This window comes from Vibrio natriegens NBRC 15636 = ATCC 14048 = DSM 759 (assembly GCF_035621455.1).
GTDB lineage: Bacteria > Pseudomonadota > Gammaproteobacteria > Enterobacterales > Vibrionaceae > Vibrio > Vibrio natriegens.
In genome coordinates, this window is the sequence record NZ_CP141823.1 from 832,282 (window position 1) to 854,128 (window position 21,847).

Genomic DNA, 21,847 nt, shown 5'->3' on the forward strand with positions numbered 1-21,847 from the left:
ACTATGGAATACCATCAATTAGGCGCTCTGGCATTGTTTGCTTTTGTATCGACTTTTACTCCGGGCCCGAACAATATCATGCTGATGACATCAGGCGCGAATGTCGGGTTTAAACGCACCATTCCACACATGTTAGGTATTACTTTTGGCTTTGGTGCAATGCTAATTCTGGTTGGTATTGGCTTAATGGGGTTATTTCACGCGTATCCGGTTACCCATACAATATTAAAAGCACTCAGCTTAAGTTACTTGCTGTATCTGACTTATAAAATCGCCACCAGTGGTAAAGCAGAAACAAAAAATGATTTTAAGCCAATGTCCTTTATCGGTGCGGCGGCATTTCAGTGGGTGAATCCAAAAGGCTGGTCAATGGCGCTCACGGCTGTCACGGTATACAGCTCGGGTGCCGCATGGTTAGAGCTGACATTTATTGCAGGTATCTTCTGCTTGGCTAACCTACCCTCAGTCACTTTTTGGACCGCTGCCGGGATACAGCTACAGCGCTGGTTAACCACATCTAAACGTGTCAAAGGGTTTAATTACGGCATGGCGGCATTACTGCTTTTATCGACGATTCCAATGATATAACTGAATCCCAATCAAAACCTCTACGGAGGTTTTTTTAATGTTTGAGGGATAATCATCGAACAAGCGAACATTCTCGCTTAGGTTTGAGTTTCAGTTTCAATTCACAGTGTAAATTTGTTTAAAGACACTACTCTCTCAAGAGAGATATTGATATTCTTAAATGAGAAAGAGAATAATTATCGAGAAAAGTAAAGATGAAAAAGAAACCTGAACCTAAAGAACTTGTCGTTACGCACACAGAAACGATTACCCCAAACATGCAGCGCCTTACTTTGCAAGGAGACGCCCTCAGCCAATTCCCGGCAGACTGTGAGGGTAGCTACATTAAGCTGCTTTTTAATCAAGATGGTGGAACCACTTTAGAAGCGATGTCTGAAGATAATCGCCCGTTGATGCGTACTTATACCATTCGCCGTTACCATCCAGAGAAATGCAGCATTGAAGTCGATTTTGTTCGACATATCACACAAGATCTGCAATGTGGATTCGCCGCTCGCTGGGCGATGTCAGCACAGAAAGGAGACACCATCAACATCGTTGGTCCGGGTAGTATTTCTAACCTCAATACCGACGCAGATTGGTTTTTCATGGCCGCCGATATGACTGCCCTCCCTGCTCTGTCCGCCAAAATCCGAACGTTGTCTGAAGAAGCAAAGGGCTATGCGGTAATTAGCGTCATCTCCGCCGCAGACATTCAACCACTGCACGCGCCGGCGGGTATGGAACTGATTTGGCTGACTGAAGGACAAAATCTGGCAGACGCCGTTCGCGAATTGGAATGGTTGGAAGGGAATGCCGCCGTTTGGTGTGCTTGTGAGTTTGATTCTATGCGCGCATTACGCCAGTACTTCCGCAATGAAAAAGAAGTCGAGCGTGAAAATATCTACATCAGCAGCTACTGGAAACAAGGCGTGGCAGAAGATGGGCACAAAGTGATTAAGCGTGAAGATGCCGAATCCAATCAATAGCAATTCACGATAAAAAATACGCCCGGTGGAGCCGGGCGTCGGCAAAATGCCTAATAGCTTTTTTGACTATCAACGATAGTTTTCAGGCTTAGCAGGGTATAAATCATTCAATAATTGTTGCAACTTCACGAATCAACAACGCCAGTTCGTCCCATTGCTCGTTGTCAATCAAATCGCCAGGCACCATCCAGGTTCCACCACACGCCAATACAGAAGAAATGGCCAAGTAATCTTTTACGTTACTAGGACTTACCCCACCTGTTGGCATGAATTTAACTGGGTATACCGCTGAAAGTGCTTTAAGCATTGCGGTGCCACCCGATGGCTCCGCAGGGAAAAACTTAAGGGTACGAAGGCCCATTTCCATCGCTTGTTCAACCAGGCTTGGATTATTTACACCAGGTACGATAGCGATGTTTCTCTGCTGACAATATTTAACGGTGGTTGGGTTAAAGCCCGGGCTAACAATAAAATCGACACCAGCTTCAATCGCTTCATCCACCTGAGCACTGGTTAGGACAGTGCCCGCGCCAATTAACATCTCTGGGTACGCGTCGCGCATATTCTTGATCGCGCGTGCCGCATCTTCAGTACGAAACGTGACTTCAGCACAAGGTAGGCCGTTTTCAACCAATACCTGAGCCAATTTTACAGCCTTGCTTGCATCTTTAATTGCAATAACAGGGACTACTTTAATTTCAGAAAGTTGTTGATTTAGGTCTTTCATTTCATCGTTCCTTAAATAGTCGGCATCGATTCGCTTGGAATGATTGCACCGCGATGTTGGATAACAGAACCAGCCACTTTGTGCCCAGCCAGCGCAGACTCAGCAACGTCTCCGCCTAGAATGCGTTTTGCAAGGTAACCTGCACTGAAAGAGTCGCCAGCTGCCGTCGTATCGACCACAGCGTCTACTTTCAATGCCGCAACGGAGTGCTGTTGGTCTTGTGTCACAACAAAACAGTCGTCCGCGCCGCGCTTAACAATGATCTCTTTCACTCCAAAGCCTTTGCTACGATTAATGGCTTCAGATTCCTCTTTGTCACCCCATAGCATGACCTCATCATCAAAAGTCAAAAATGCCATGTCAGTAACACTGAGAATTTGCGAGTAGAAACGACGAGCCAACTCTATACTTGGCCAAAGTTTTGGCCGGAAATTGTTATCAAACGCTATCGTAACGCCCTCCTTACGGCAGGCAGCCAACAGGTCGATCAGCGTTTGACGATGCTCTTCAGCGATAATAGCTAAACTGATACCGCTCAGATAAATCATTTGATGTTGGCAAAGATCTTTAACCAAAGATTCAAAGTTTTGCTCGCGTAGCCAATATTTTGCTGCAGCGTCTTCACGCCAGTAAAAGAAACTTCGTTCACCATCGTCCGCGGTTTCAATCGCATAAATGCCCGGCAATTTATCTTCAGAGAAGTAGACCATGTCGGTGTTGATGCCTTCGTCCTGCCAAGCTGTCAGCATTTCGCGGCTAAACGGATCGAGTCCCAGCCCAGTCACATAGGATGTTTCGACGCCATGTTGTTGGGTTAAACGAGACAGGTAAACAGCAGTATTGAGGGTATCACCACCAAAACCTTGCTGTAGCACGCCATGATGTTTCCTTAGCTCCACCATACATTCACCGATGATAGCGACGCGACTGATTGGGTTCATGGGAGCCTCCTTAGTGGTACAAAAAATAAGCCAGCACAATGGCTGGCTTGTACTTAATTCCCGATAAATTAAGTAATTAGTCCAGTAGAGACTTCACGTATTCTGCGATCTCAGGCACTTGGCAATGTGCGAAGAAGCACTCTTGGAATTGCGCACTACCAACAGCCGTTTTCACTAGCTCTTGATCGATGGCACGTAAGCCTTCAACCACATCTTTAGAGACTGCGGCTTTTACGTCGTTCAAGATCGCAGCGTTAGCTTGCTGAGGCGCTGCTCGCTCGATAGGGTAACCTTCACCACGATTTCCAGTGAACGCTTTTTCGAAGATGTAACGCACGTTCAGTTCACCAGCCCAACCAAAACCTTTAGCGAAGGCTAGAGAGATAGCGTTGCCGTTGTTGATTTGGTTGAACAGGAATGCATCAGATGGCTCCAGGCAGTAGCCACAAACCACACCCGGGTGTAGGTTGCTTGACATCAGCGCGCCTTGGCCAGTTCCACAACCCGTTACCACGAAATCTACTGCTTTTGAGTTCACTAGGATATTCGCCATGATACCTAAGTGGACGTACGTTAGATGATGATCATTTTCATCAGTCATACCAACGTTAAATACTTCGTGGCCAAGACCACCCGCTACAGTGTTTAATTCACCAGCCACCATTGCATTTTTCGCGGCTTGGCTGTTTTCCATCATTAGTGCAATTTTCATCTGTTACTCCTGCGGTACAAACCGCATTCAAAAAGTTTCTTAAACAAAATTCTTAGAATCTATGACCTTTCAAGCTGATTTTGATCAGTTTGTAGCGTCTTCACACAAGGCGGAAGCTTTGGCTCCAGTCGCTGGCGATATAAACGGTAAATTGTCATTGAATTCATAACGATCACGGTCATTTCCAGCAGTGTCCCCCCAATAGAACCCACCAGAATATTGTTGGTCAGCCAACAACAAGCACCAATCAAAAAGCCCACGCGCATCTGAATTCCCGACAAGCAGAATACAGAGTAGGTCCCGATAATCGTTCCCAAAATAGGCCAAATGTCACGCCACTGCTCAGCAGCCCAATAACCACTAACTAAACTGATAACAATAAATGCAGCAGCAATTCGCTTCGACGAAACAAATATTGCTGTGGTCGTTCTGATTGTCGACAGGAACGCCCCAAGCGCTGAGGTCATTGAACCAAGCAATAAAAAATGGAGAAGATGATTGAGATTAAATATCAGCATCAAGATTTTTAGGCGTTTATCATTTTTTTGGTAAAAGACGGAGAATCCCAATCCAAAACTAATAAACCCTACTACTTGCGCTAATGTTGCAGTATCCACAATCAACTTCTCACAAATCGATTAGCGAGCTAACCAGCCACCATCAACCGCGATCGTGTAACCATTGATATAGTCAGCCGCTTTTGACGCCAAAAATACACAAGGGCCAGCTAAATCTTCAGGCAAGCCCCAGCGTTCAGCAGGGATACGTTCAAGGATGGCAGCGTTACGCTCTTCGTCAGCACGTAAAGCAGCGGTGTTGTTTGTTGCCATGTAACCTGGTGCAATCGCGTTCACGTTAATGTCGTGACTTGCCCATTCGTTCGCCATTAGGCGCGTAACACCCATCACGCCGCTCTTAGAGGCAGTGTATGAAGGAACGCGGATACCGCCTTGGAAAGACAGCATAGATGCGACGTTGATGATCTTGCCACCTTCACCTTGAGCGATGAACTGCTTTGCAACGGCTTGAGACATAAAGAACACCGATTTGATGTTAATGTTCATTACGTCATCCCAATCTTGCTCAGAAAACTCGATCGCATCTTCGCGACGGATGATACCTGCATTGTTTACCAGAATATCAATGCGGCCCAGCTCTGTGACTGCGCGATCAACGATTGAAGGGATGTCATCCAGCGTCATTAGGTTAGCGCGAACATCAACAAATTTACGGCCTTCGGCTTCAATTTTCTCAATAGTTTCTGTCGGTTCAATGATGTTTACGCCCACGATATCACAACCGGCTTTTGCTAAACCAAGCGCCATACCTTGGCCAAGACCAGTGTCACAACCCGTAACAATGGCTACTTTGCCTTCAAGGTTAAATGAATCAAGAATCATGTCTTTTTCCTCAATAATTAGATAATTCGTGATTTGGCGACTGGCCATGTCACTTTCTACACACATATACTGAATAAAAAAGAAATTAGTTTCAATTATTTTTGAAAAGACGTTTCAAAAAATAGATTACGATCCAATTTTTCTGCACCGAACCCCAATTTAATTCCAAATTATTGAAAAGGTATTTTATAAATACTAGTGCTACAGATTTTATAAGATATAATGAAGCAAACAAAAAATTCACAAGGACATCAATGAAAACCTCAAATCAACCTGAAGCAGTTTCATCAGTACTGAAAGTGTTTCACATTCTTCAAGCACTAGGGGAGCAAAAATCCATCGGTGTATCCGATCTTTCCCAACGACTAATGATGTCGAAAGCAACAACATACCGTTTTCTACAAACAATGAAGTCACTAGGCTACGTATCGCAAGAAGGTGAAGACGATAAGTACTCACTAACACTCAAGCTGTTTGAGTTGGGATCAAAATCGCTCGAGTATGTTGATCTGATTGAACTGGCCGACAAAGAAATGCGTCATATTTCAGAACAAACCAATGAAGCCTTGCACCTGGGTGCTCTGGATGACAATGCCATCATTTACATCCACAAAATCGATTCTGGCTACAACCTACGCATGCAATCGCGCATTGGTCGCCGTAACCCTCTTTACAGTACTGCTATTGGTAAAGTTCTACTTTCTGAGCGCGATGAAAGCTTCGTCCGTGAGGTGTTAAGCGGTGTAGAATTTATTAAGCACACTGAAAAAACGCTAGAAAACACGGAACAAGTGCTAGAAGAATTGGCAAAAGTGCGCGCTCAACACTTTGCAGAAGATAACGAAGAGCAAGAACCTGGCCTTCGCTGTATCGCAGCGCCGGTTTATAACCGCTTTGGTCAAATCATTGCTGCTCTGTCTATCTCATTCCCTGTTATTCGCTTTGAAGAAGAACGAATGGAAGAGTATGTTGGCTTATTGCATCAAGCAGGCAAAAATATTTCCGAGCACTTGGGATATCATAACTACCCCGCATAGTCTGGAAAGCAGCTAGACGGCTGCTTTATTGCCTACTTTATAAATCTTTATTGCCTACTTTATAAATGTTGAGAGGGCGATTAAATTTCGCAATTTACCTTATGTAACGCTTCGGCAGCTGATGCGCTGATCACGCCAACTCTTTCGCTAAAAAGTCGATGAGTAATCTAACTTTAGGCGATAGTTTATGACTTGGTGGATACAGCGCCCAAATACCTTCACGATCGTCCCGGTAATCACTGAGCACTTCGACGAGTTCACCGCAATCTAACGCCTCTTGAACGTAATAATCCGGTAACTGCACTAAACCAAGCCCACGCTTTGCCGCATCCACTAAAGCGAAACCACTGTTGCATTTGATCCGTCCAGAGACGCGCAACGACTTCTCTCGGTTCTGCTCTTTGAAATGCCAGTAATCGACAGAACCCACCAAACACTGATGACGCCCTAACTCTGATAGTGTATGGGGTTCGCCAAATCGTTCCAGATAATTAGGGCTCGCACAGACATACATTTGGCGTGAAGAAAGGCGCTTAGCAATCATACTTGAGTCTTGTAATCGCCCCAGGCGTATGGCCACATCCACCCCTTTCTCTATCAAGTCGAGTCGCTGGTTGGTCAGAATCAAGTCGAGATTCACCTGAGGATGCCTCTCTAAGAACTGATGCAATAATGGCGCAAGGTTCATTTCTCCATAGGTAACCGGAGCCGTCACCCGCAGTATGCCTTTTGGCTCTGCCTGCATTTGAGTCACGGCAAGCTCGGCTAACTCTAGTCCTTCTAACAGGTGCTTACACTGCTGATAATACAGCTGACCTGCCTCAGAAAGAGAAACTTTACGCGTGGTACGATGCAGCAATTTCACCGCTAAACGTTGCTCTAGCGCGGAAACTCGACGACTGATCTGTGCAACCGATGTTTTAAGTTTATTTGCAGCGCCAGTGAAACTGTTTGTCTCTGCAACGGCTACAAACTCAGTAACACCTTCCCAATTCGCCATTTCTCTGTTCCCGTCAAATCATTTAACGACAACATTGTCACACAAACTCTGACCGGGAGAAACTTCCCTTTATCTATACCCCTCAATACAAAAAGTTAATTAAATGTAAACGATTTAACATTGAGCAAACATGAGCTGTGTTTTTATAGCGTCTGAATCCACAAGTAGGACAGAAGAATGACCAAGCACAATACCCCATTAGCTGGTTTTACTCATATGGAACATGGCACAGCACAAGACTGGAAGATCATCGCGGAACAATTTGTTGATTATGCGGGAGAATTACCAGACAGAATCATCAAACACCTTTTATTGCTTGATGGTGATTTTGGTGGCTTTCAGGTTGATCGGCTCACACACAGCCTCCAATGTGCAACACTCGCCTATCGAGATGGTAAGGATGACGAGTACGTAGTGTGTGCGCTACTGCATGATATTGGCGATACGTTGGGTTCGTACAACCACCCAGATATCGCCGCCACAATCCTCGAGCCTTTCGTCAGTGAAGAGAATCACTGGATGATCAAACATCATGGTATTTTCCAGGGATATTACTTCTTCCATCACTTGAATATGGACAGAGAGATGCACAAAGCGTACATCGATCATCCTTGTTACCAACGCACCCTGGAGTTTGTGCGTAAATATGACGCGCCAGCCTTTGATCCTGAATTAGACACCCTACCGCTAGAATTCTTTGAGCCGATGATCCGCAAGGTATTTGAGCGTCCCGTTCGTTCGATTTACAAACAAGCTCAAGACAAAATAGCAGCAGAATAGGGAGAGGCGATCATGAATTCATCAATGAGAAATCAAGTTAGCGAACAAGAATGGCAGTTACGTGTGGAATTAGCCGCATGCTACAGACTGGTCGCAGAATTCGGCTGGGACGACTTAATCTTTACCCATATAAGTGTACGAATTCCAGGCCCTGAGCATCATTTTCTGATCAATCCTTACGGGATGATGTTTGATGAAATTACCGCCTCTGACCTTATCAAAATCGATCAGGATGGTAATAAGCTGCAAGACACACCTCACTCCGTCAATCACGCTGGATTTATCATCCACAGCTGTATCCATGAGGCGCGTCATGATGTGGGTTGTATTATTCATACACATACGCGAGCTGGTGTCGCGGTCAGCGCGCAGAAAAATGGCATCTTGCCAATCAGTCAACAGTCAACTTATGTGCTGTCGTCATTGGCTTATCACGACTATGAAGGCGTCGCAGTAAGAGAAGATGAACAACCTCGTTTGCAGCAAGATCTGGGAGAGGCAACTTTCCTTGTGCTGCGCAATCATGGGCTATTAACGGTAGGCAAAACCGTAGCGGATGCATTTTTGTCTATGTATGCCTTGGAAACCACCTGCCAAATCCAATTAGCCGCACAATCGGGAGGCAGTGAGCTCATTCACATTGAATCCAAGATTGTCAGCTCGATAACTGAAGCGGTGAAAACACAAGGCGTGAATGGTTCCATCGTATGGCCAGCGTTACTGCGCAAACTGGACCGAATCGACCCACGCTACAAAGACTGATCAATAAAGAAAAAGGCGCTGAATCATAAACATGATAAGCGCTTTTTTTGTTTGCCCCAAAGCACACCTGTCGTCATCAAAAATCCTTTTGTCTTCTATCCGGTTTAACACTCTTATTATTACTTATATGTAAAAATCATTTTCATAAACGACGGATTATCATTTTTAATGAAATAGATAAAATGAGCATAAATAAAACTACAGGCGAAAAGCGAAAGCTCAGCTACGCTTAACTACTACGCCTACCTATTGATTAGATAAGGGAAATCCAATGGCACTTGAAATCAAACCAGGTCAAACATCGATCAAATCTAAAGCGGCTGTCGCATGGGCGGCAGGCGAGCCATTAAAAATGGAAGAAGTGGATGTACAACTGCCTAAAAAAGGTGAAGTTTTAGTCCGTATCGTGGCAACTGGCGTTTGTCATACGGACGCATTCACGCTATCTGGTGACGATCCAGAAGGCATCTTCCCTGCGATTCTTGGTCACGAAGGTGGCGGTATCGTTGAAATGGTAGGCGAAGGCGTGACTAGTGTTGAAGTTGGTGATCACGTTATTCCTCTTTACACAGCAGAATGTGGCGAGTGTAAGTTCTGTAAGTCAGGCAAAACGAACCTTTGTCAGGCTGTACGTGAGACGCAAGGTAAAGGCCTAATGCCAGATGGCACAAGCCGCTTCTCAATCAATGGCGAAACAATTTTCCATTACATGGGCTGTTCGACGTTTTCTGAGTACACTGTACTACCAGAAATTTCACTAGCGAAAGTAAACAAAGAAGCACCTCTGGAAGAAGTATGTCTACTTGGCTGTGGTGTGACTACCGGTATGGGCGCAGTACTGAATACAGCAAAAGTTCAGGAAGGCGACACAGTAGCCATCTTTGGCCTAGGCGGCATCGGTCTGTCTGCAATCATTGGTGCACGTATGGCTGGCGCTAGCCGCATCATCGGTATCGATATCAATGAGAGTAAATTCGATCTTGCGAAACAGCTTGGCGCAACCGATGTGATTAACCCTCAGAAATTCGACAAGCCAATTCAGGAAGTCATTGTTGAAATGACAGATGGCGGCGTTGATTTCTCGTTTGAATGTATCGGTAACGTCAACGTGATGCGTCAGGCTCTTGAATGCTGTCACAAAGGCTGGGGTGAGTCAGTCATCATCGGTGTAGCTGGTGCAGGTCAAGAGATCTCTACCCGCCCATTCCAACTGGTAACTGGCCGCGTATGGCGAGGCAGTGCGTTCGGTGGCGTAAAAGGCCGATCTGAGCTTCCAGAAATTGTAGAAAAATACATGGCAGGTGAATTCGGTCTACAAGAATTCATTACTCACACTATGGGACTTGAAGACGTCAACGAGGCGTTCGACCTGATGCATGAAGGTAAGAGTATCCGTAGCGTGATTCACATGGACAAATAATGTCTCTGCAGGCTCTCCCTAGGGAGAGCCTTATTGTATTAACGGTGTCCTGCCGTTGAATCTAATTTCTGCTTCTTAAGAGTTTATTCATGATGATAGAAAACGTAAGTCAGGCCAAAGTTTTTGGTGGCTGGCACAAACAATACACTCACGAATCTAGTTCACTGAATTGCCAAATGCGATTCGCTATTTTCCTGCCGCCAAACGCGACAAAGTCCCACCCAGTACCAGTGCTTTACTGGCTATCGGGTCTCACTTGTAGCGATGAAAACTTCATGCAGAAAGCTGGCGCATTTCGTATGGCTGCCGAACTTGGCATCGCCATTGTTGCCCCAGACACCAGCCCTCGTGGCGAAGGTGTGGCAGATGATGAAAATTACGACCTCGGTCAGGGTGCTGGTTTTTATCTTAATGCAACTCAGGCACCTTGGTCACAGCACTACTTCATGTATGACTACATCACGAAAGAACTACCAGCAATCATCGAAAACAATTTCCCGGTTTCTGATGTGAAGTCTATTTCTGGCCACAGCATGGGCGGGCATGGTGCACTGACTATCGGCTTAAAAAATGCCGATCAGTATCGCTCAATTTCAGCATTTAGCCCTATCAGTAACCCTATTCAGTGTCCTTGGGGCCAAAAAGCGTTTACCGCTTATTTAGGTACCGATATCGAAAACTGGAAACAATATGATGCGAGTGAGTTGCTGAAACAAGGTCCATCACCATTGGCTATTCTGGTTGATCAGGGCGACGCAGACGGGTTCCTGAGTGAACAACTTAAACCTGAACTTCTCGTTGCGGCGGCGAATAAGCATGGTTCAGAACTAACGCTTCGAATGCAGCCAGGTTATGATCACAGTTATTACTTCATCTCGAGCTTTATTGATGACCATTTGAACTTTCATGCCAAGTATTTGTTCGAGTAAGTTGTTAATAAGTAACATAATAATAAGCCACCCCAAAAAGGTGGCTTTATTCTTTTTTGAATATCTATTCGTTATTCAGAAATATTATTAATTTTAAAATTGAATTGAAAATGTTAATTTTCTTCTAATATTTATTAATTGATAATTATATCGATTTTTATTGAATAGTACTTAAAATACGCTAAGAGTCCTAATATTCCTCTAATCCCTGCATTTCATCGTTCATTTATTTAAGAAGTCACGTAATAGCCTTGACGTAAAGTAAGCGTAAGGTTACTTTTCAAACAAGATATATTTTTGCAACCTTATCCATTTATTCAAATCATCGAAACCTTAAATAAATCACGGCTAGCGTCGCTTTCTCTAGCTCAGTAAAAGCATAAAACTCCAAAATGAATAGAATGAAAAAGATACTCGTATTAGGCTTGCTGTGTTTTGCCCCTTTTATTTCTGCACATACCGTTTCATTTAGTAACGGTCCGCAAAAGTCCAGTGTGGCATTGGAATTAGAAGACATTCAATCGTTGCCAGAAACCACTTACACCACCGAGTTACCTTGGAGTAAAGGGGAGTCTGAGTTTACTGGAGTAAAGCTGAGTGACTTACTCACTTACGTATATGGTGATATTCCAGCGCAAATCGATATCAGTGGTTTAAACAATTACCACGCGACCGTAACGCGACCAGATATCGTTAGATATGAGCCGATTTTGGCCTATCAAAAAGATAAACATTACATAAAAATCAGGGACAAAGGCCCATATTGGGTTGTATATCCGCTGAACCTTTACCCAGAGCTAAATCGATCCGCATATCATGCCCAAATGGTCTGGCAGGTGAATGAAATTAAATTGATAAAGAAATAATGAAATTATCAGATACCTATCCACTCAAGCCCCAAAAGTGGCGATACACAACACTCAGCAAACTGCTGCTGTTCGTCTTTGCTACCTCTTTATTACTCGCGAATGTCGTGCTACTTCAACAAACGCGTGCATTAGCGCAAAACTTTACTAACGAGCAAAAACAAGCCACGTGGTTTTTGTTTCAGCTGTCTAAAGAGCTGTCGGAACTAGTTGGAGAAGCTCGTCGGCTTGATGAAGACATACAGGACATAAATGGCGCAGAGCTACAGTATGAGCTCGCCTGGAGCCGCTTTGACTTACTCATCAACAGCGATGATGCGTACACTTTCTTTTCTCGCAACAATATTCAGCAGTATTTTTTAGAACTCTTCGAACAATTCAAGGACCTTGAGCCTTTTCTTGTCGAGGCGAGCAACGGAGATCGTCAGGCGGCAGCCCAGTTTTATCGCTCAACCCAGACGCTGTACTTAGACTTAGTGGATTTTGTGAATCAAAACTTCCGACTCACCAGCAAAGTATATGAAGCACAAAAAGGTGAAACACAGCGACTGGTACAAGCGCAATATATGTTGTTTGCGACTTTTGTGTTGTCGACACTTTCTCTTATTTATTTCTTTTACCGCGAATCAAGTTTCCACCGAAAACTAGCACTCAGCGATCCGCTGACAAGACTTGGCAACAGAAGCGCGCTGTTTGTGACGCTTAGAAAAAACATGCAACAAAAAAACACGTTTTATCTCTGTATCCTGGACTTAAACGGGTTTAAAAAAATTAATGATACTCACGGACACCAAGCTGGCGACAAAGTTTTACGAGCTATCGCTAACCGGCTAAAGTCGATGGAGATCAATAATTTTACCACTTACCGAATGGGTGGTGATGAGTTTGCCATCGTCGTTCAGGACAAAGCCATCAGCGAAGAAGAAATACAGCGTCATATTAATGCCGTGTTTGATGACCCGGTACTAAAAACAGAAAACGATCATCAACTTTCGACCAGTATTGGTATCGCGCGGTATCCGATGGATAGCGATAATATCGACTTCCTTATCAATATCGCAGATAAACGCATGTACAAGATGAAATTCCAAAGATAGAACAGAGTGACATCTCAAACATACAAAAGCCCCGCTCTTCAACAAGCGGGGCTTTTCATTACAACTGAGGGTGAGTCTGCGCGACTAGTTGTTCAGAAATTTTTCTTTCAGCACAGTGAGGACACCAGATTCCTGATTGCTTGGCGCAGAAAAACGGGCGATTTTCTTAATCTCTTCATGAGCATTGGCCACCGCATAAGAGTGCTCGCTCACTTGCAGCATTTCCAAATCATTTAGGTAATCACCAAATGTCATCGTCTCTGCAGGTGTGAAATTCATGGTTTGTTGAAGATACTGAATTGCCGCCCCTTTAGAAGCTTTTGCGTTCATCACATCTAGCCAGATTTTGGCACTAACAACGACTTTATGTGAGTCACCAAACTGGCCGTTCATCGTCGGGAAGACTAACTCTTCTGAACCGTCAAAATGGCAGATCGCAACTTTAATGAACTCATCGTCAACCTGAAGCAAATCGTCGACGTTTTCACAGCGATGGTAGTACTTTTGAAACTCTTCCAACGTTTTTTGATCCTGAATTTCGATATAAGCCGAACGCTTACCACACAGAACAATGTGTGCCCCATCTATGCCGCGCGCCGCTTTGATTATCTCTGCTACTTCAGGTTTCGGAATGGTACAGCTATAGAGTTCTTTATCTTTGTGTATCACCAAAGTGCCATTTTCTGCCACGTACAGAATGCGATCCTGAATCGGAGCGAAAGTGTCACGCAAGCTATAATATTGACGACCAGAGGCAGCCGAAAACAAAATACCTTGTTCCTCTAATCGTAAAAAGACATCGAAGAATTCTGGGTCTAAACGACCGTACTGATCGAGTAGCGTGCCATCCATATCGGAGGCGATAAATTTAATGCTAGCTTGTGACATGAACTAAAACTCTAATTAGGGAAGGAAAACAGCGATAGCGTTTAAGGTACAGGATCGTGAGTGAATCTCAAGTATAGTTGTTAATATAGTAATCCTGATTCAAACAGGTACAATCCTCGCTCAAATTTTTACTCGCGCGGATACACATCATGCACTCGCCTGGACATTGCTTTACTCGTTTTACTGCTGATATTTCTGGTTATGAGTTACCAGAGCAGTTTACGTTTCCGTTCTATTACACACCGCATCCTCTATGCGTATTAGCCGCTGAACAACTGCAACTGCACTTAATCACGCAAAATGACTTTGAGCATGACTTTGGGTTAGAGGATAAGCAAGCGGGACGAGGGAAAATGTTCGGCGTGCTTTTGGTACAAAATCAACAAGGTGAGCTAGGGTATCTCAGTGCTTTCTCCGGCAAGATCGCCGATCAAAACTTGTTGCCTGGGTTTGTACCACCAGTGTATGACATGCTGACAGATGAAGGTTTTTTCCGCGCTGAAACCGACGCCATCAATGCAATCAATGCCGAATACAAGCAGTGTGCAGATAACCCCGAATTAATTGAGCTCAAAGCAGAGATTCAAGCCGATCGCGCTTCATACCAGCAAGAAGAACAGGCGCAACGCCAAATCATGATAGACGGCCGCGCGAATCGAAAACTGCAGCGTAAACAGGGTGAGCAAACACTAGGTCCCGATGAACTAAAGACGTTGTTAGACGACTTGGGTAAGCAAAGTGTGGCCGAGAAAAATGCGCTCAAATACCTCAAGATGGCGTGGGATGAAAAACTGGCAGTGAAAGAGCAGCGTTTAGCCACTTTAAAACATGAACTTTCAGAACTTAAAGAGCGCCGAAAAACACTGTCTAACGCGTTACAGCATAAACTGCACAGACAGTACCGGTTTCTTAACGACTTAGGCGAAGAACGCGATTTAGTGGATATTTTTGCCAATACCACGAATCCGGTGCCACCAGCAGGCGCAGGTGAATGTGCTGCCCCGAAACTGCTTCAGTACGCGTTTAAACATGGCTTTAAACCGCTGGCGCTTGCCGAGTTCTGGTGGGGGGAATCACCAAAGTCAGAAGTGCGCCAGCACAAGAAGTTTTACCCATCGTGCAACAGTAAGTGCCAACCGATACTAGGCCACATGCTGCAAGGTATGAACGTCGAACCCAACCCGCTGGCAGAAAACTGGGCAGAAGACAAAGAACTGGAAATTCTCTATCAGGACGAAGCCATGGTTGTAGTAAACAAGCCATCAGGTTTGCTGTCTGTTCCGGGCAAAACCATCAAAGACTCGGCGTACACAAGGCTACAGGCAATGTTCCCTGACGTTGAAGGGCCTTTTGTCATCCATCGCTTAGATATGGCGACATCAGGCATTTTGGTGTTTGCACTGACCAAACGCGCGAATAAAAGCTTACAGAAGCAGTTCATGGCTCGTGGCGTACAAAAACGCTACATGGCTCTGCTGGAAGGTGAACTTAGTGATGCCGAGGGTGATATCTCATTACCTATGCGTGGTGACCCAGAAGATCGCCCGCGCCAATTGGTTTGCTTTGAGCATGGTAAACCAGCGGAGACGCACTGGCAGTTGATTGAAGTTAAAAATGGCCGTAGCAAGGTGTATATGTACCCTAAAACTGGCCGTACCCACCAACTGCGTGTCCATAGCGCTCATCACATGGGGTTAAATATGCCAATGGTCGGCGATGGCCTGTATGGCGAAAAGGCGAATCGCTTACACCTGCATGCAGAAATGCTGGAACTGGATCATCCATACAGCAAAGAGCGCATGAGCTTCCATGCCGATTGTGAGTTTTGAACTTACCAAGCTATTGATTGATAATATGATTCATTTTTGCAACAAGTTCATTATAGTGATGAGAAATTACTCTAGTAGTGAATAACAGCTACTACCTTTTTATATACCAAAAAATAATTTTTTTGAGTTTTTTATCAGCGCCCTAAATAAATAAAAATTAACAATAAATCAACTTAAAATTACATTTTGTTACAATTTTTAATATTAAGCAACATTGAGCTCAAAAAATATGCAGCTAGGATCGAAGGTAATATCCCGTTGCCAGCTTGAAAGTGCTGTCTATTTCATTGGTAGGTTGGTAGTTCGCTAATCAACAAAAAATATGAATTAACACAAACACGTTGTGTTAATTCATATAAACCTATCGGAGAAGCAGCATGAACAGCAGCTCCCGCACCATTCTTATAGCAATCATTTTCTTGTGTTTCGTAGCCTCGGGTTGTAAGGACTCATCTTCATCAGCAGATGAAGCCTCCTCAGTAGAACCACAAACTCTTCTGAGTGCTGAAGCACTAAGCAATCATTACGTCGCACTTGCGTTTGAAGGGCCCCCTTCTGCCAATCTTGAGGATCCGAGCAATTACGAGATCGTCGATGAGTTTGGTACAACACTGCAAGTTACCGACGGTTTTATTGACGAAAGTGGTTCACAGATAATTTTAACGACCACAGCTCAGCAAGAGAATAACTATACGCTAACTCTGAAATCCGAGGATTCTAAGTTAGCTTCTCAATCTGTTTCGGCGTTTTTTGTTTCATACGCCAATGCTGCGGCTAACAACTCTGTCCAGTTCAAGGGTTCTCTTCGCCCAGAGCCTGCACTATTAACAGCTATCTCACTCTCAAACACACAAGTGCTTCTGACCTTTAGTGATGATATGTCTACTTCAGTAGAAACTATTGAATTTTACCGAATTGTCGCAGCCGATGACAGCACACCAGAAGTCGATGTCGGAGGGCTAACTGTGTTACAAGCCACTTTAGGCTCTGACACTTCAACGGTTATTCTCACAACAAGCTCTCAGGACAATATTCAATATCGGGTCAAAGTAACTAATGTTTGGTCCTCACCAGAAAAAAAGAGAATAGATCCGAACTACACAATTCAGAATTTCTTTGGCATTGACCCGATTGATACAACTCCTCCAGTAGTAAAAGGAGTTGAAACGACCGGGCCTACGACAATTGTACTCACCTTCAATGAAGCGGTTTCTGACAACGCTGGAGACCCAAGCAATTACACCGTTTACTACTGCCAAGTTGCGGAAAGCCCATGCCAGGAGCAAAATCGCGTTCAGCTCGCCATTACTGATGCCGTATTGAATCAGTACAACACGCAGGTGCTTTTGACGACGTTACCGCAAGAAGTGGGAGTTGAATATTTCGTTGTCGTAGAAGGTGTACAAGATCCTAAAGGCAATGTCGTTGATACAACTAACACCGCTAATACCGTAACAACAATCTACGCGGGTGAATCGGATCCAGCGACAGTATTGGAGTTACCTCGTTTAATCGGTGCTAATTCAACCAGCAATACAACTGTGGTTGTAAGCTTTAGCAAACCCATGTCATCAAGTGTCGAAGACCCTGGTAACTATTTTATCGTACAAGAAAATGTCAATAGTGAAGCAGGTACACTAAGCATTGTCAGCGCTAAATATCTGTCCAACGATCGAAATTCAGTTTTACTTCAAACGCGTTCTCAAAATGAACTGACGTATCGTATTACCGCAGTAAACGTAAAAGATACCTATGGTCAGGAGCTGGATAACTCATTTACTGCCGGAGGTTTTCTAAGTGCCAACACAGCGTTATTCGCAGGTACGCCCACAGACAATCAGTCTTTGTTAGATTCAGATAGTGATGGGCTTACTGATAACGACGAGCTCTCCGGTTATGAAGTGGAATATATTACGTTAACTGGAGATAAAGTACGCAAACAGGTGACAAGTAGCCCTGATCTGTTCGATACCGACGGTGATGGAATTAGCGACTTTGAAGAAAGGAGCTATGGTTCAGACCCTCGAAATAGAGACACCGATTACGATGACCTAAGTGACTATCAAGAACTCAACGAAATTTACACTGACCCATTTAATCAAGATTCAGATGGTGACGGATTAACGGATGGAGTGGAATTCAACAGCTTCAGCACTTCTCCATTATTCGCTGATACTGATGGCGATCAGTTGGATGATTTCTATGAAATCACAGTAAATAGAAACCCTCGCATTTCCGACCTCCCACAACTGGATATCGAAGTCGGTAATATAAACCTTCAGCTTGATTATCGTTTCGATGTAACCAAAGAAGGTAGTACCACTAGGGGCGAAACAGAGTCCGTCAGCACGACTCTAACCCAAACACGATCAAGTGAATACAGTAAGTCTGACAGTAGCTCACATAGCTTCGATGTTAAGCTGGGCTTCCAACAAGAGCTAGGATTTAAAGCGACATCCCTTGTACCTGAATGGAAGCTCAGTCTAAGCCAAGAATTAAGTACAAACAACAGTTGGACTTCTAGCGTTTCTCGAACCTCAAGTGAGGCATCAACGCGCGAATATGCCAAGTCATTGGAAACTAACCAAGAAGTTGTACGCGGAGAGACAGTGACACGCGTCGTAGAAAGTGCAAGCATATCCGTACCGATTTATATCAAATCAACGAATGATATTGCCTTTACAGTGACCAACATCATTGTTACGGCATTAGTACCGAACGAGGGGGATCCAGCAGTACTGATTCCAATTGCAACCCTAGTCCCAGCCGCCGATGCCTCACTTTCTTTCTCTTTAGGCCCACTGATTCCTGCAAGAGGCCCTATAGAATTTAAAGAAGACACAATATACCCAAGCGTTGTTGAAAGCCTAATGGCGAACCCACGCGGAGTGATCTTCAAAGTAGCCAACTACGAAATTCAGGATGAGAATGGCCGTCGATATGCGTTTACTTCTCAAGAAGTCGCCGAACGAACTGCACCTTTAATTTTCGACTTTGGCGGTGTCGACTTGGATGGAGATGGTCTATCAGATAACCCTGAGCGCTATCGAGTTGCAGTGAATTACGGGTTTGATGTCACGCAAGATAAACGAGTTATTTTTGATTCCGAAGGCAAAATGCTCGGAGCTAGTTTCTCTGACGTGCTAAACAATGTACTTGGTTTAGTTCAATATGACGAGGATACGAATCCATCAGAGTCACTAACAGCAGATGAACTGTTTAATAGCTATGCAACAAAACTCTGTAGCTACGGGACCATCATGTACCGCATTCGAGGCACAAAAGCCATTTCTGCATCTGGAGATAAATGTGATGTAGCAAAAGGCTGGGGGGTTATCCAGCCAGATGGTTCAGTACTACCCCGAGGCGATTTATTCCCTTCAGATCTAGTTCTGAAATCGAATCGCGGCGTACGCTTAGCCTACTATGCCGATGAAGATAAAGATGGTCTGCCAAATCGGGCTGAATATTTATATGGCTGTTCTGCAGTTGATCCTGCTACCGACCAAGATACAGACAACGACTTATTAGATGACAGGTTTGAAGTCCTTGGAGTCAGACGCAACTCTGATGGAATAGCAATTGATGCTAGTGGAGAACCTTTGCTCGGTGATGAAGTCTGGATGGTGCAACTAAAAACTGGTGATAGTTATGAAGCACGATCGCGCTGCGATGCCTTGGATTCTGACTACGACGGTTTAAGTGATTACGAAGAATATGAGCGTAAGCTGTTTAAACGTGATGAACTCACTGGTGAATTCGAGTTGGACTCGGACGGCAACCTTAAACTAGAACGCGATTTTGCCGATTTACTGGAAGTCAACCGTGATAGCGAAGGAAATGTCATCGGTGGTGGTCGAACCGATCCACTGAAACAGGATACAGATGGGGATGGTATCTCGGACTCTGAAGAGGTGCGCGGTTATTATGTTGAGTTGAGATTCCCAATCTCTCAAACTACTACAGAAGAAAAAGAGCCAAGTTCATGTACTATTCCAACCAATGGTAATGAGTACTACGTGTTATGTACTTCTAACCCACTTTCTGCTGACACCGATGGAGATACATTGAATGATGGTGACGAAATTCGTTTAGCTGGAGATCCAACGGTACGTGACAACGATGATATTGGAGACCAAGACTTTGATGGTGTTGCTAATCTCGAAGAGGCACAAGGCGTTGAAGTAAATTGGGAACTGGTTAGTACTGCACTTGGCTTTCCAGGCATTCAGCAAAGTAAGCAAGCAATTTCATCTCCAACATCACCAGATACCGATGGCGATGGATTGTCTGATGCACAAGAGTACTATAGCAATCCTTCAACTCATCCAGGGAAATCAGATACCGATGGAGACACTGTTTCTGATTATGATGAGGTAATGGGTAGCCCAGCGAACCCAATGGCGGCAGGCGGCAATGATGTTGCTTCAGAGGACAGCGAAGCGCCGGGATTATACGTTACTAATCCAAATGATGCTGATTCAGATGATGATGGCTTATCTGATGGGGATGAGCTTAAAGGTTGGTCTGTACGAATCGTAAACCAAAGCCGAACCAACATTTACACTTCTGATCCAAATGCTTTTGATTCAGATTTAGACAGCCTCCCAGATTCATTGGAAAAACAATTTGCGACTAATCCCATAGATCCAAATACCGATGGGGACATATTTGAGCTGTCTGATAACGATGAAATACTATTGGGAACAGATCCACTCGATCCTCAAGATATTTGTGTCAAGTTTACTTATGTTGAGACCGTAGTCGCTTCAGATGGATTAGATGTCGACAATAAAGGTAAATTAAAAGGTAACTTAAACTTAAGCTTAACCACCATAGTGAATGGTCAACCACAAGAAGAAAAGTGGGTAATTAGCGAACGAGTAGTCGGACACGATAGCCGTTGGTATGAGACAGGTAAGCCTGTTGCTCAAGGCTTTTCAGCAGTACGTTTAATGAAGTACGGCTCATATGCACGAGCTTGGCATAATGCTTTTAGTTACTTTGAAACAGCCTCTTACACCAACTTACCTAATGATAAAGACTTTACTATGAATACCGAGGATTTTACGGCCGAGAAGCAGATTCTGACAGGCACCGTATCCAGTAGTTATAAAGAGATAAAAGTCAATTCTAAGGTAACGGCAGCCATTCTAAATAATACAGATATCGACGAAAATAACCTCGAAGGGTTCTGTAGGCCTAAAAATGTGACAGTTCCAGACGTAACGAACTTGGATTTTACAACCGCAGTTTCAATACTTCGAGAGAGCCAATTTAGATTAGGTGAGGTGAGCCGAGAATTGAGTACTACCGTGCCATCCGGCAGTGTGATAAGCCAGTCCCCTGACGCTGGTACGAAAAAAGCGACGCAAACAAGCGTGGATCTTGTTATCTCGGATGGCGCTGTCACAGTACCGGATTTAACGGGGCTCACCTATTTTGACGCGTCGAATCTACTCGCTGATTCGGGACTAGAATTTGGTGATGTATCACCTGAGGACGCAGCTGATCAGGTCGCTGCTCGGGTATCATCTCAAACTCCAGCGGCTGGTGAGACAATAAGCGACGGTGGTTCTATTAACGTAACGTTCACTCTGGCGACCACCGATGTTCCGAACTTAGTTGGTTTGAGTTATAACGAGGCAATCACTGCAATTGAAAACGCTCAATTAGAATTGGGGACAATTAGCCCAACTAACGCAGATACCCTAGCCAATGCTACTGTTACAAACCAAAGTCCAACTGCGTCCTCTGAAGCAATTTTAGGGTCTGCCGTAAATTTGTTTTTTCAAACAAACTAGGTTGAGTATGGATAAAGGTTGGGCTATAGAAAGAATGAACGCTCTATAACGCCCTTATATTTGCTAGCCCGTTGATATTGAATACTCTTGGCAGAGAAA

Annotated in this window: 18 protein-coding genes; 11 read left to right on the forward strand and 7 right to left on the reverse strand. The window is 44.3% G+C overall.

Features of this window, described 5'->3' with window-relative positions; translation table 11 throughout:
* Positions 1 to 3: 3 nt before the first annotated feature.
* Both VER99_RS18285 and VER99_RS18290 read left to right on the forward strand, forming a co-directional pair.
* A complete protein-coding gene (locus VER99_RS18285; protein WP_014233480.1) occupies positions 4 to 588 on the forward strand; it encodes a LysE family translocator in 585 nt (194 codons plus the stop codon).
* A 194-nt stretch (positions 589 to 782) separates the two neighbouring features.
* Positions 783 to 1,556, forward strand: coding sequence for a siderophore-interacting protein (locus VER99_RS18290; protein WP_014233479.1), 774 nt, complete (start codon positions 783 to 785; stop codon positions 1,554 to 1,556).
* 103 nt (positions 1,557 to 1,659) lie between these two features.
* On the opposite strand, the gene VER99_RS18295 is transcribed toward VER99_RS18290, so the two are convergent.
* From VER99_RS18295 to kduD, 5 genes are all read right to left on the reverse strand, one after another.
* The gene (locus tag VER99_RS18295; protein ID WP_020335092.1) at positions 1,660 to 2,283 is read right to left on the reverse strand and encodes a bifunctional 4-hydroxy-2-oxoglutarate aldolase/2-dehydro-3-deoxy-phosphogluconate aldolase; all 624 of its coding nucleotides are present in this window, start codon (positions 2,281 to 2,283) and stop codon (positions 1,660 to 1,662) included.
* An 11-nt stretch (positions 2,284 to 2,294) separates the two neighbouring features.
* Positions 2,295 to 3,224: a 2-dehydro-3-deoxygluconokinase gene (kdgK, locus tag VER99_RS18300; protein WP_020335091.1), complete on the reverse strand. Its 930-nt coding sequence runs from the start codon at positions 3,222 to 3,224 to the stop codon at positions 2,295 to 2,297.
* Between the two features lie 76 nt (positions 3,225 to 3,300).
* The gene (locus tag VER99_RS18305; RefSeq protein WP_020335090.1) at positions 3,301 to 3,936 is read right to left on the reverse strand and encodes an RpiB/LacA/LacB family sugar-phosphate isomerase; all 636 of its coding nucleotides are present in this window, start codon (positions 3,934 to 3,936) and stop codon (positions 3,301 to 3,303) included.
* 59 nt (positions 3,937 to 3,995) lie between these two features.
* The gene (locus VER99_RS18310; protein WP_049794699.1) at positions 3,996 to 4,556 is read right to left on the reverse strand and encodes a YgjV family protein; all 561 of its coding nucleotides are present in this window, start codon (positions 4,554 to 4,556) and stop codon (positions 3,996 to 3,998) included.
* Positions 4,557 to 4,574: 18 nt separating this feature from the next.
* Positions 4,575 to 5,336, reverse strand: coding sequence for a 2-dehydro-3-deoxy-D-gluconate 5-dehydrogenase KduD (gene kduD, locus VER99_RS18315; protein ID WP_014233474.1), 762 nt, complete (start codon positions 5,334 to 5,336; stop codon positions 4,575 to 4,577).
* A 254-nt stretch (positions 5,337 to 5,590) separates the two neighbouring features.
* On the opposite strand from kduD, the gene kdgR reads away from it, so the two are divergent.
* Positions 5,591 to 6,373 carry a DNA-binding transcriptional regulator KdgR gene (gene kdgR / locus VER99_RS18320; RefSeq protein ID WP_014233473.1) on the forward strand — a complete coding sequence of 261 codons (783 nt, stop codon included), beginning with the start codon at positions 5,591 to 5,593 and terminating at the stop codon, positions 6,371 to 6,373.
* A gap of 130 nt (positions 6,374 to 6,503) precedes the next feature.
* Here kdgR and VER99_RS18325 read toward each other — a convergent pair whose 3' ends face one another.
* Complete coding sequence (locus tag VER99_RS18325) at positions 6,504 to 7,373, reverse strand: LysR family transcriptional regulator (RefSeq protein WP_014233472.1); 870 nt, start codon at positions 7,371 to 7,373, stop codon at positions 6,504 to 6,506.
* A 177-nt stretch (positions 7,374 to 7,550) separates the two neighbouring features.
* On the opposite strand from VER99_RS18325, the gene VER99_RS18330 reads away from it, so the two are divergent.
* The 6 genes from VER99_RS18330 (at position 7,551) to VER99_RS18355 (ending at position 13,227) form a co-directional block, all read left to right on the forward strand.
* On the forward strand, positions 7,551 to 8,153 hold the full coding sequence (locus VER99_RS18330) for an HD domain-containing protein (protein ID WP_020335088.1): 603 nt from the start codon (positions 7,551 to 7,553) through the stop codon (positions 8,151 to 8,153).
* A 12-nt stretch (positions 8,154 to 8,165) separates the two neighbouring features.
* The gene (locus tag VER99_RS18335; RefSeq protein ID WP_020335087.1) at positions 8,166 to 8,915 is read left to right on the forward strand and encodes a class II aldolase/adducin family protein; all 750 of its coding nucleotides are present in this window, start codon (positions 8,166 to 8,168) and stop codon (positions 8,913 to 8,915) included.
* A 271-nt stretch (positions 8,916 to 9,186) separates the two neighbouring features.
* Positions 9,187 to 10,335, forward strand: coding sequence for an S-(hydroxymethyl)glutathione dehydrogenase/class III alcohol dehydrogenase (locus VER99_RS18340; protein ID WP_020335086.1), 1,149 nt, complete (start codon positions 9,187 to 9,189; stop codon positions 10,333 to 10,335).
* Positions 10,336 to 10,424: 89 nt separating this feature from the next.
* Positions 10,425 to 11,264 (forward strand): S-formylglutathione hydrolase, encoded by an 840-nt coding sequence (fghA, locus tag VER99_RS18345; protein WP_020335085.1) that lies wholly within the window; start codon positions 10,425 to 10,427, stop codon positions 11,262 to 11,264.
* A gap of 401 nt (positions 11,265 to 11,665) precedes the next feature.
* On the forward strand, positions 11,666 to 12,130 hold the full coding sequence (locus tag VER99_RS18350) for a putative pterin-binding protein (RefSeq protein WP_014233467.1): 465 nt from the start codon (positions 11,666 to 11,668) through the stop codon (positions 12,128 to 12,130).
* Positions 12,130 to 13,227 carry a GGDEF domain-containing protein gene (locus tag VER99_RS18355; RefSeq protein WP_020335082.1) on the forward strand — a complete coding sequence of 366 codons (1,098 nt, stop codon included), beginning with the start codon at positions 12,130 to 12,132 and terminating at the stop codon, positions 13,225 to 13,227. Before VER99_RS18350 ends, VER99_RS18355 begins: the two co-directional genes overlap by 1 nt.
* Before the next feature lie 84 nt (positions 13,228 to 13,311).
* Here the strand turns inward: VER99_RS18355 and VER99_RS18360 are convergent, their stop codons facing one another.
* The gene (locus VER99_RS18360) at positions 13,312 to 14,115 is read right to left on the reverse strand and encodes a Cof-type HAD-IIB family hydrolase (protein WP_020335081.1); all 804 of its coding nucleotides are present in this window, start codon (positions 14,113 to 14,115) and stop codon (positions 13,312 to 13,314) included.
* Between the two features lie 149 nt (positions 14,116 to 14,264).
* Between VER99_RS18360 and VER99_RS18365 the strand changes: the two genes are divergently transcribed.
* Together VER99_RS18365 and VER99_RS18370 are read left to right on the forward strand one after the other, a co-directional pair.
* Positions 14,265 to 15,944, forward strand: coding sequence for an RluA family pseudouridine synthase (locus VER99_RS18365; protein ID WP_020335080.1), 1,680 nt, complete (start codon positions 14,265 to 14,267; stop codon positions 15,942 to 15,944).
* A 377-nt stretch (positions 15,945 to 16,321) separates the two neighbouring features.
* Positions 16,322 to 21,748, forward strand: a complete 5,427-nt coding sequence (locus VER99_RS18370; protein WP_020335079.1) for a PASTA domain-containing protein — start codon at positions 16,322 to 16,324, stop codon at positions 21,746 to 21,748.
* Positions 21,749 to 21,847 lie beyond the last annotated feature (99 nt).

Excerpts from the sequence above, each read along its gene's own strand:
- VER99_RS18370 (WP_020335079.1), top strand. The coding sequence starts at position 16,322 with ATGAACAGCAGCTCCCGCACCATTCTTATAGCAATCATTTTCTTGTGT.
- VER99_RS18340 (WP_020335086.1), top strand. The coding sequence starts at position 9,187 with ATGGCACTTGAAATCAAACCAGGTCAAACATCGATCAAATCTAAAGCG.
- VER99_RS18295 (WP_020335092.1), bottom strand. The coding sequence starts at position 2,283 with ATGAAAGACCTAAATCAACAACTTTCTGAAATTAAAGTAGTCCCTGTT.
- VER99_RS18285 (WP_014233480.1), top strand. The coding sequence starts at position 4 with ATGGAATACCATCAATTAGGCGCTCTGGCATTGTTTGCTTTTGTATCG.
- VER99_RS18325 (WP_014233472.1), bottom strand. The coding sequence starts at position 7,373 with ATGGCGAATTGGGAAGGTGTTACTGAGTTTGTAGCCGTTGCAGAGACA.
- VER99_RS18335 (WP_020335087.1), top strand. The coding sequence starts at position 8,166 with ATGAATTCATCAATGAGAAATCAAGTTAGCGAACAAGAATGGCAGTTA.
- kduD (WP_014233474.1), bottom strand. The coding sequence starts at position 5,336 with ATGATTCTTGATTCATTTAACCTTGAAGGCAAAGTAGCCATTGTTACG.
- VER99_RS18355 (WP_020335082.1), top strand. The coding sequence starts at position 12,130 with ATGAAATTATCAGATACCTATCCACTCAAGCCCCAAAAGTGGCGATAC.
- kdgR (WP_014233473.1), top strand. The coding sequence starts at position 5,591 with ATGAAAACCTCAAATCAACCTGAAGCAGTTTCATCAGTACTGAAAGTG.
- VER99_RS18365 (WP_020335080.1), top strand. The coding sequence starts at position 14,265 with ATGCACTCGCCTGGACATTGCTTTACTCGTTTTACTGCTGATATTTCT.
- VER99_RS18290 (WP_014233479.1), top strand. The coding sequence starts at position 783 with ATGAAAAAGAAACCTGAACCTAAAGAACTTGTCGTTACGCACACAGAA.
- kdgK (WP_020335091.1), bottom strand. The coding sequence starts at position 3,224 with ATGAACCCAATCAGTCGCGTCGCTATCATCGGTGAATGTATGGTGGAG.
- fghA (WP_020335085.1), top strand. The coding sequence starts at position 10,425 with ATGATGATAGAAAACGTAAGTCAGGCCAAAGTTTTTGGTGGCTGGCAC.
- VER99_RS18305 (WP_020335090.1), bottom strand. The coding sequence starts at position 3,936 with ATGAAAATTGCACTAATGATGGAAAACAGCCAAGCCGCGAAAAATGCA.
- VER99_RS18350 (WP_014233467.1), top strand. The coding sequence starts at position 11,666 with ATGAAAAAGATACTCGTATTAGGCTTGCTGTGTTTTGCCCCTTTTATT.
- VER99_RS18360 (WP_020335081.1), bottom strand. The coding sequence starts at position 14,115 with ATGTCACAAGCTAGCATTAAATTTATCGCCTCCGATATGGATGGCACG.
- VER99_RS18330 (WP_020335088.1), top strand. The coding sequence starts at position 7,551 with ATGACCAAGCACAATACCCCATTAGCTGGTTTTACTCATATGGAACAT.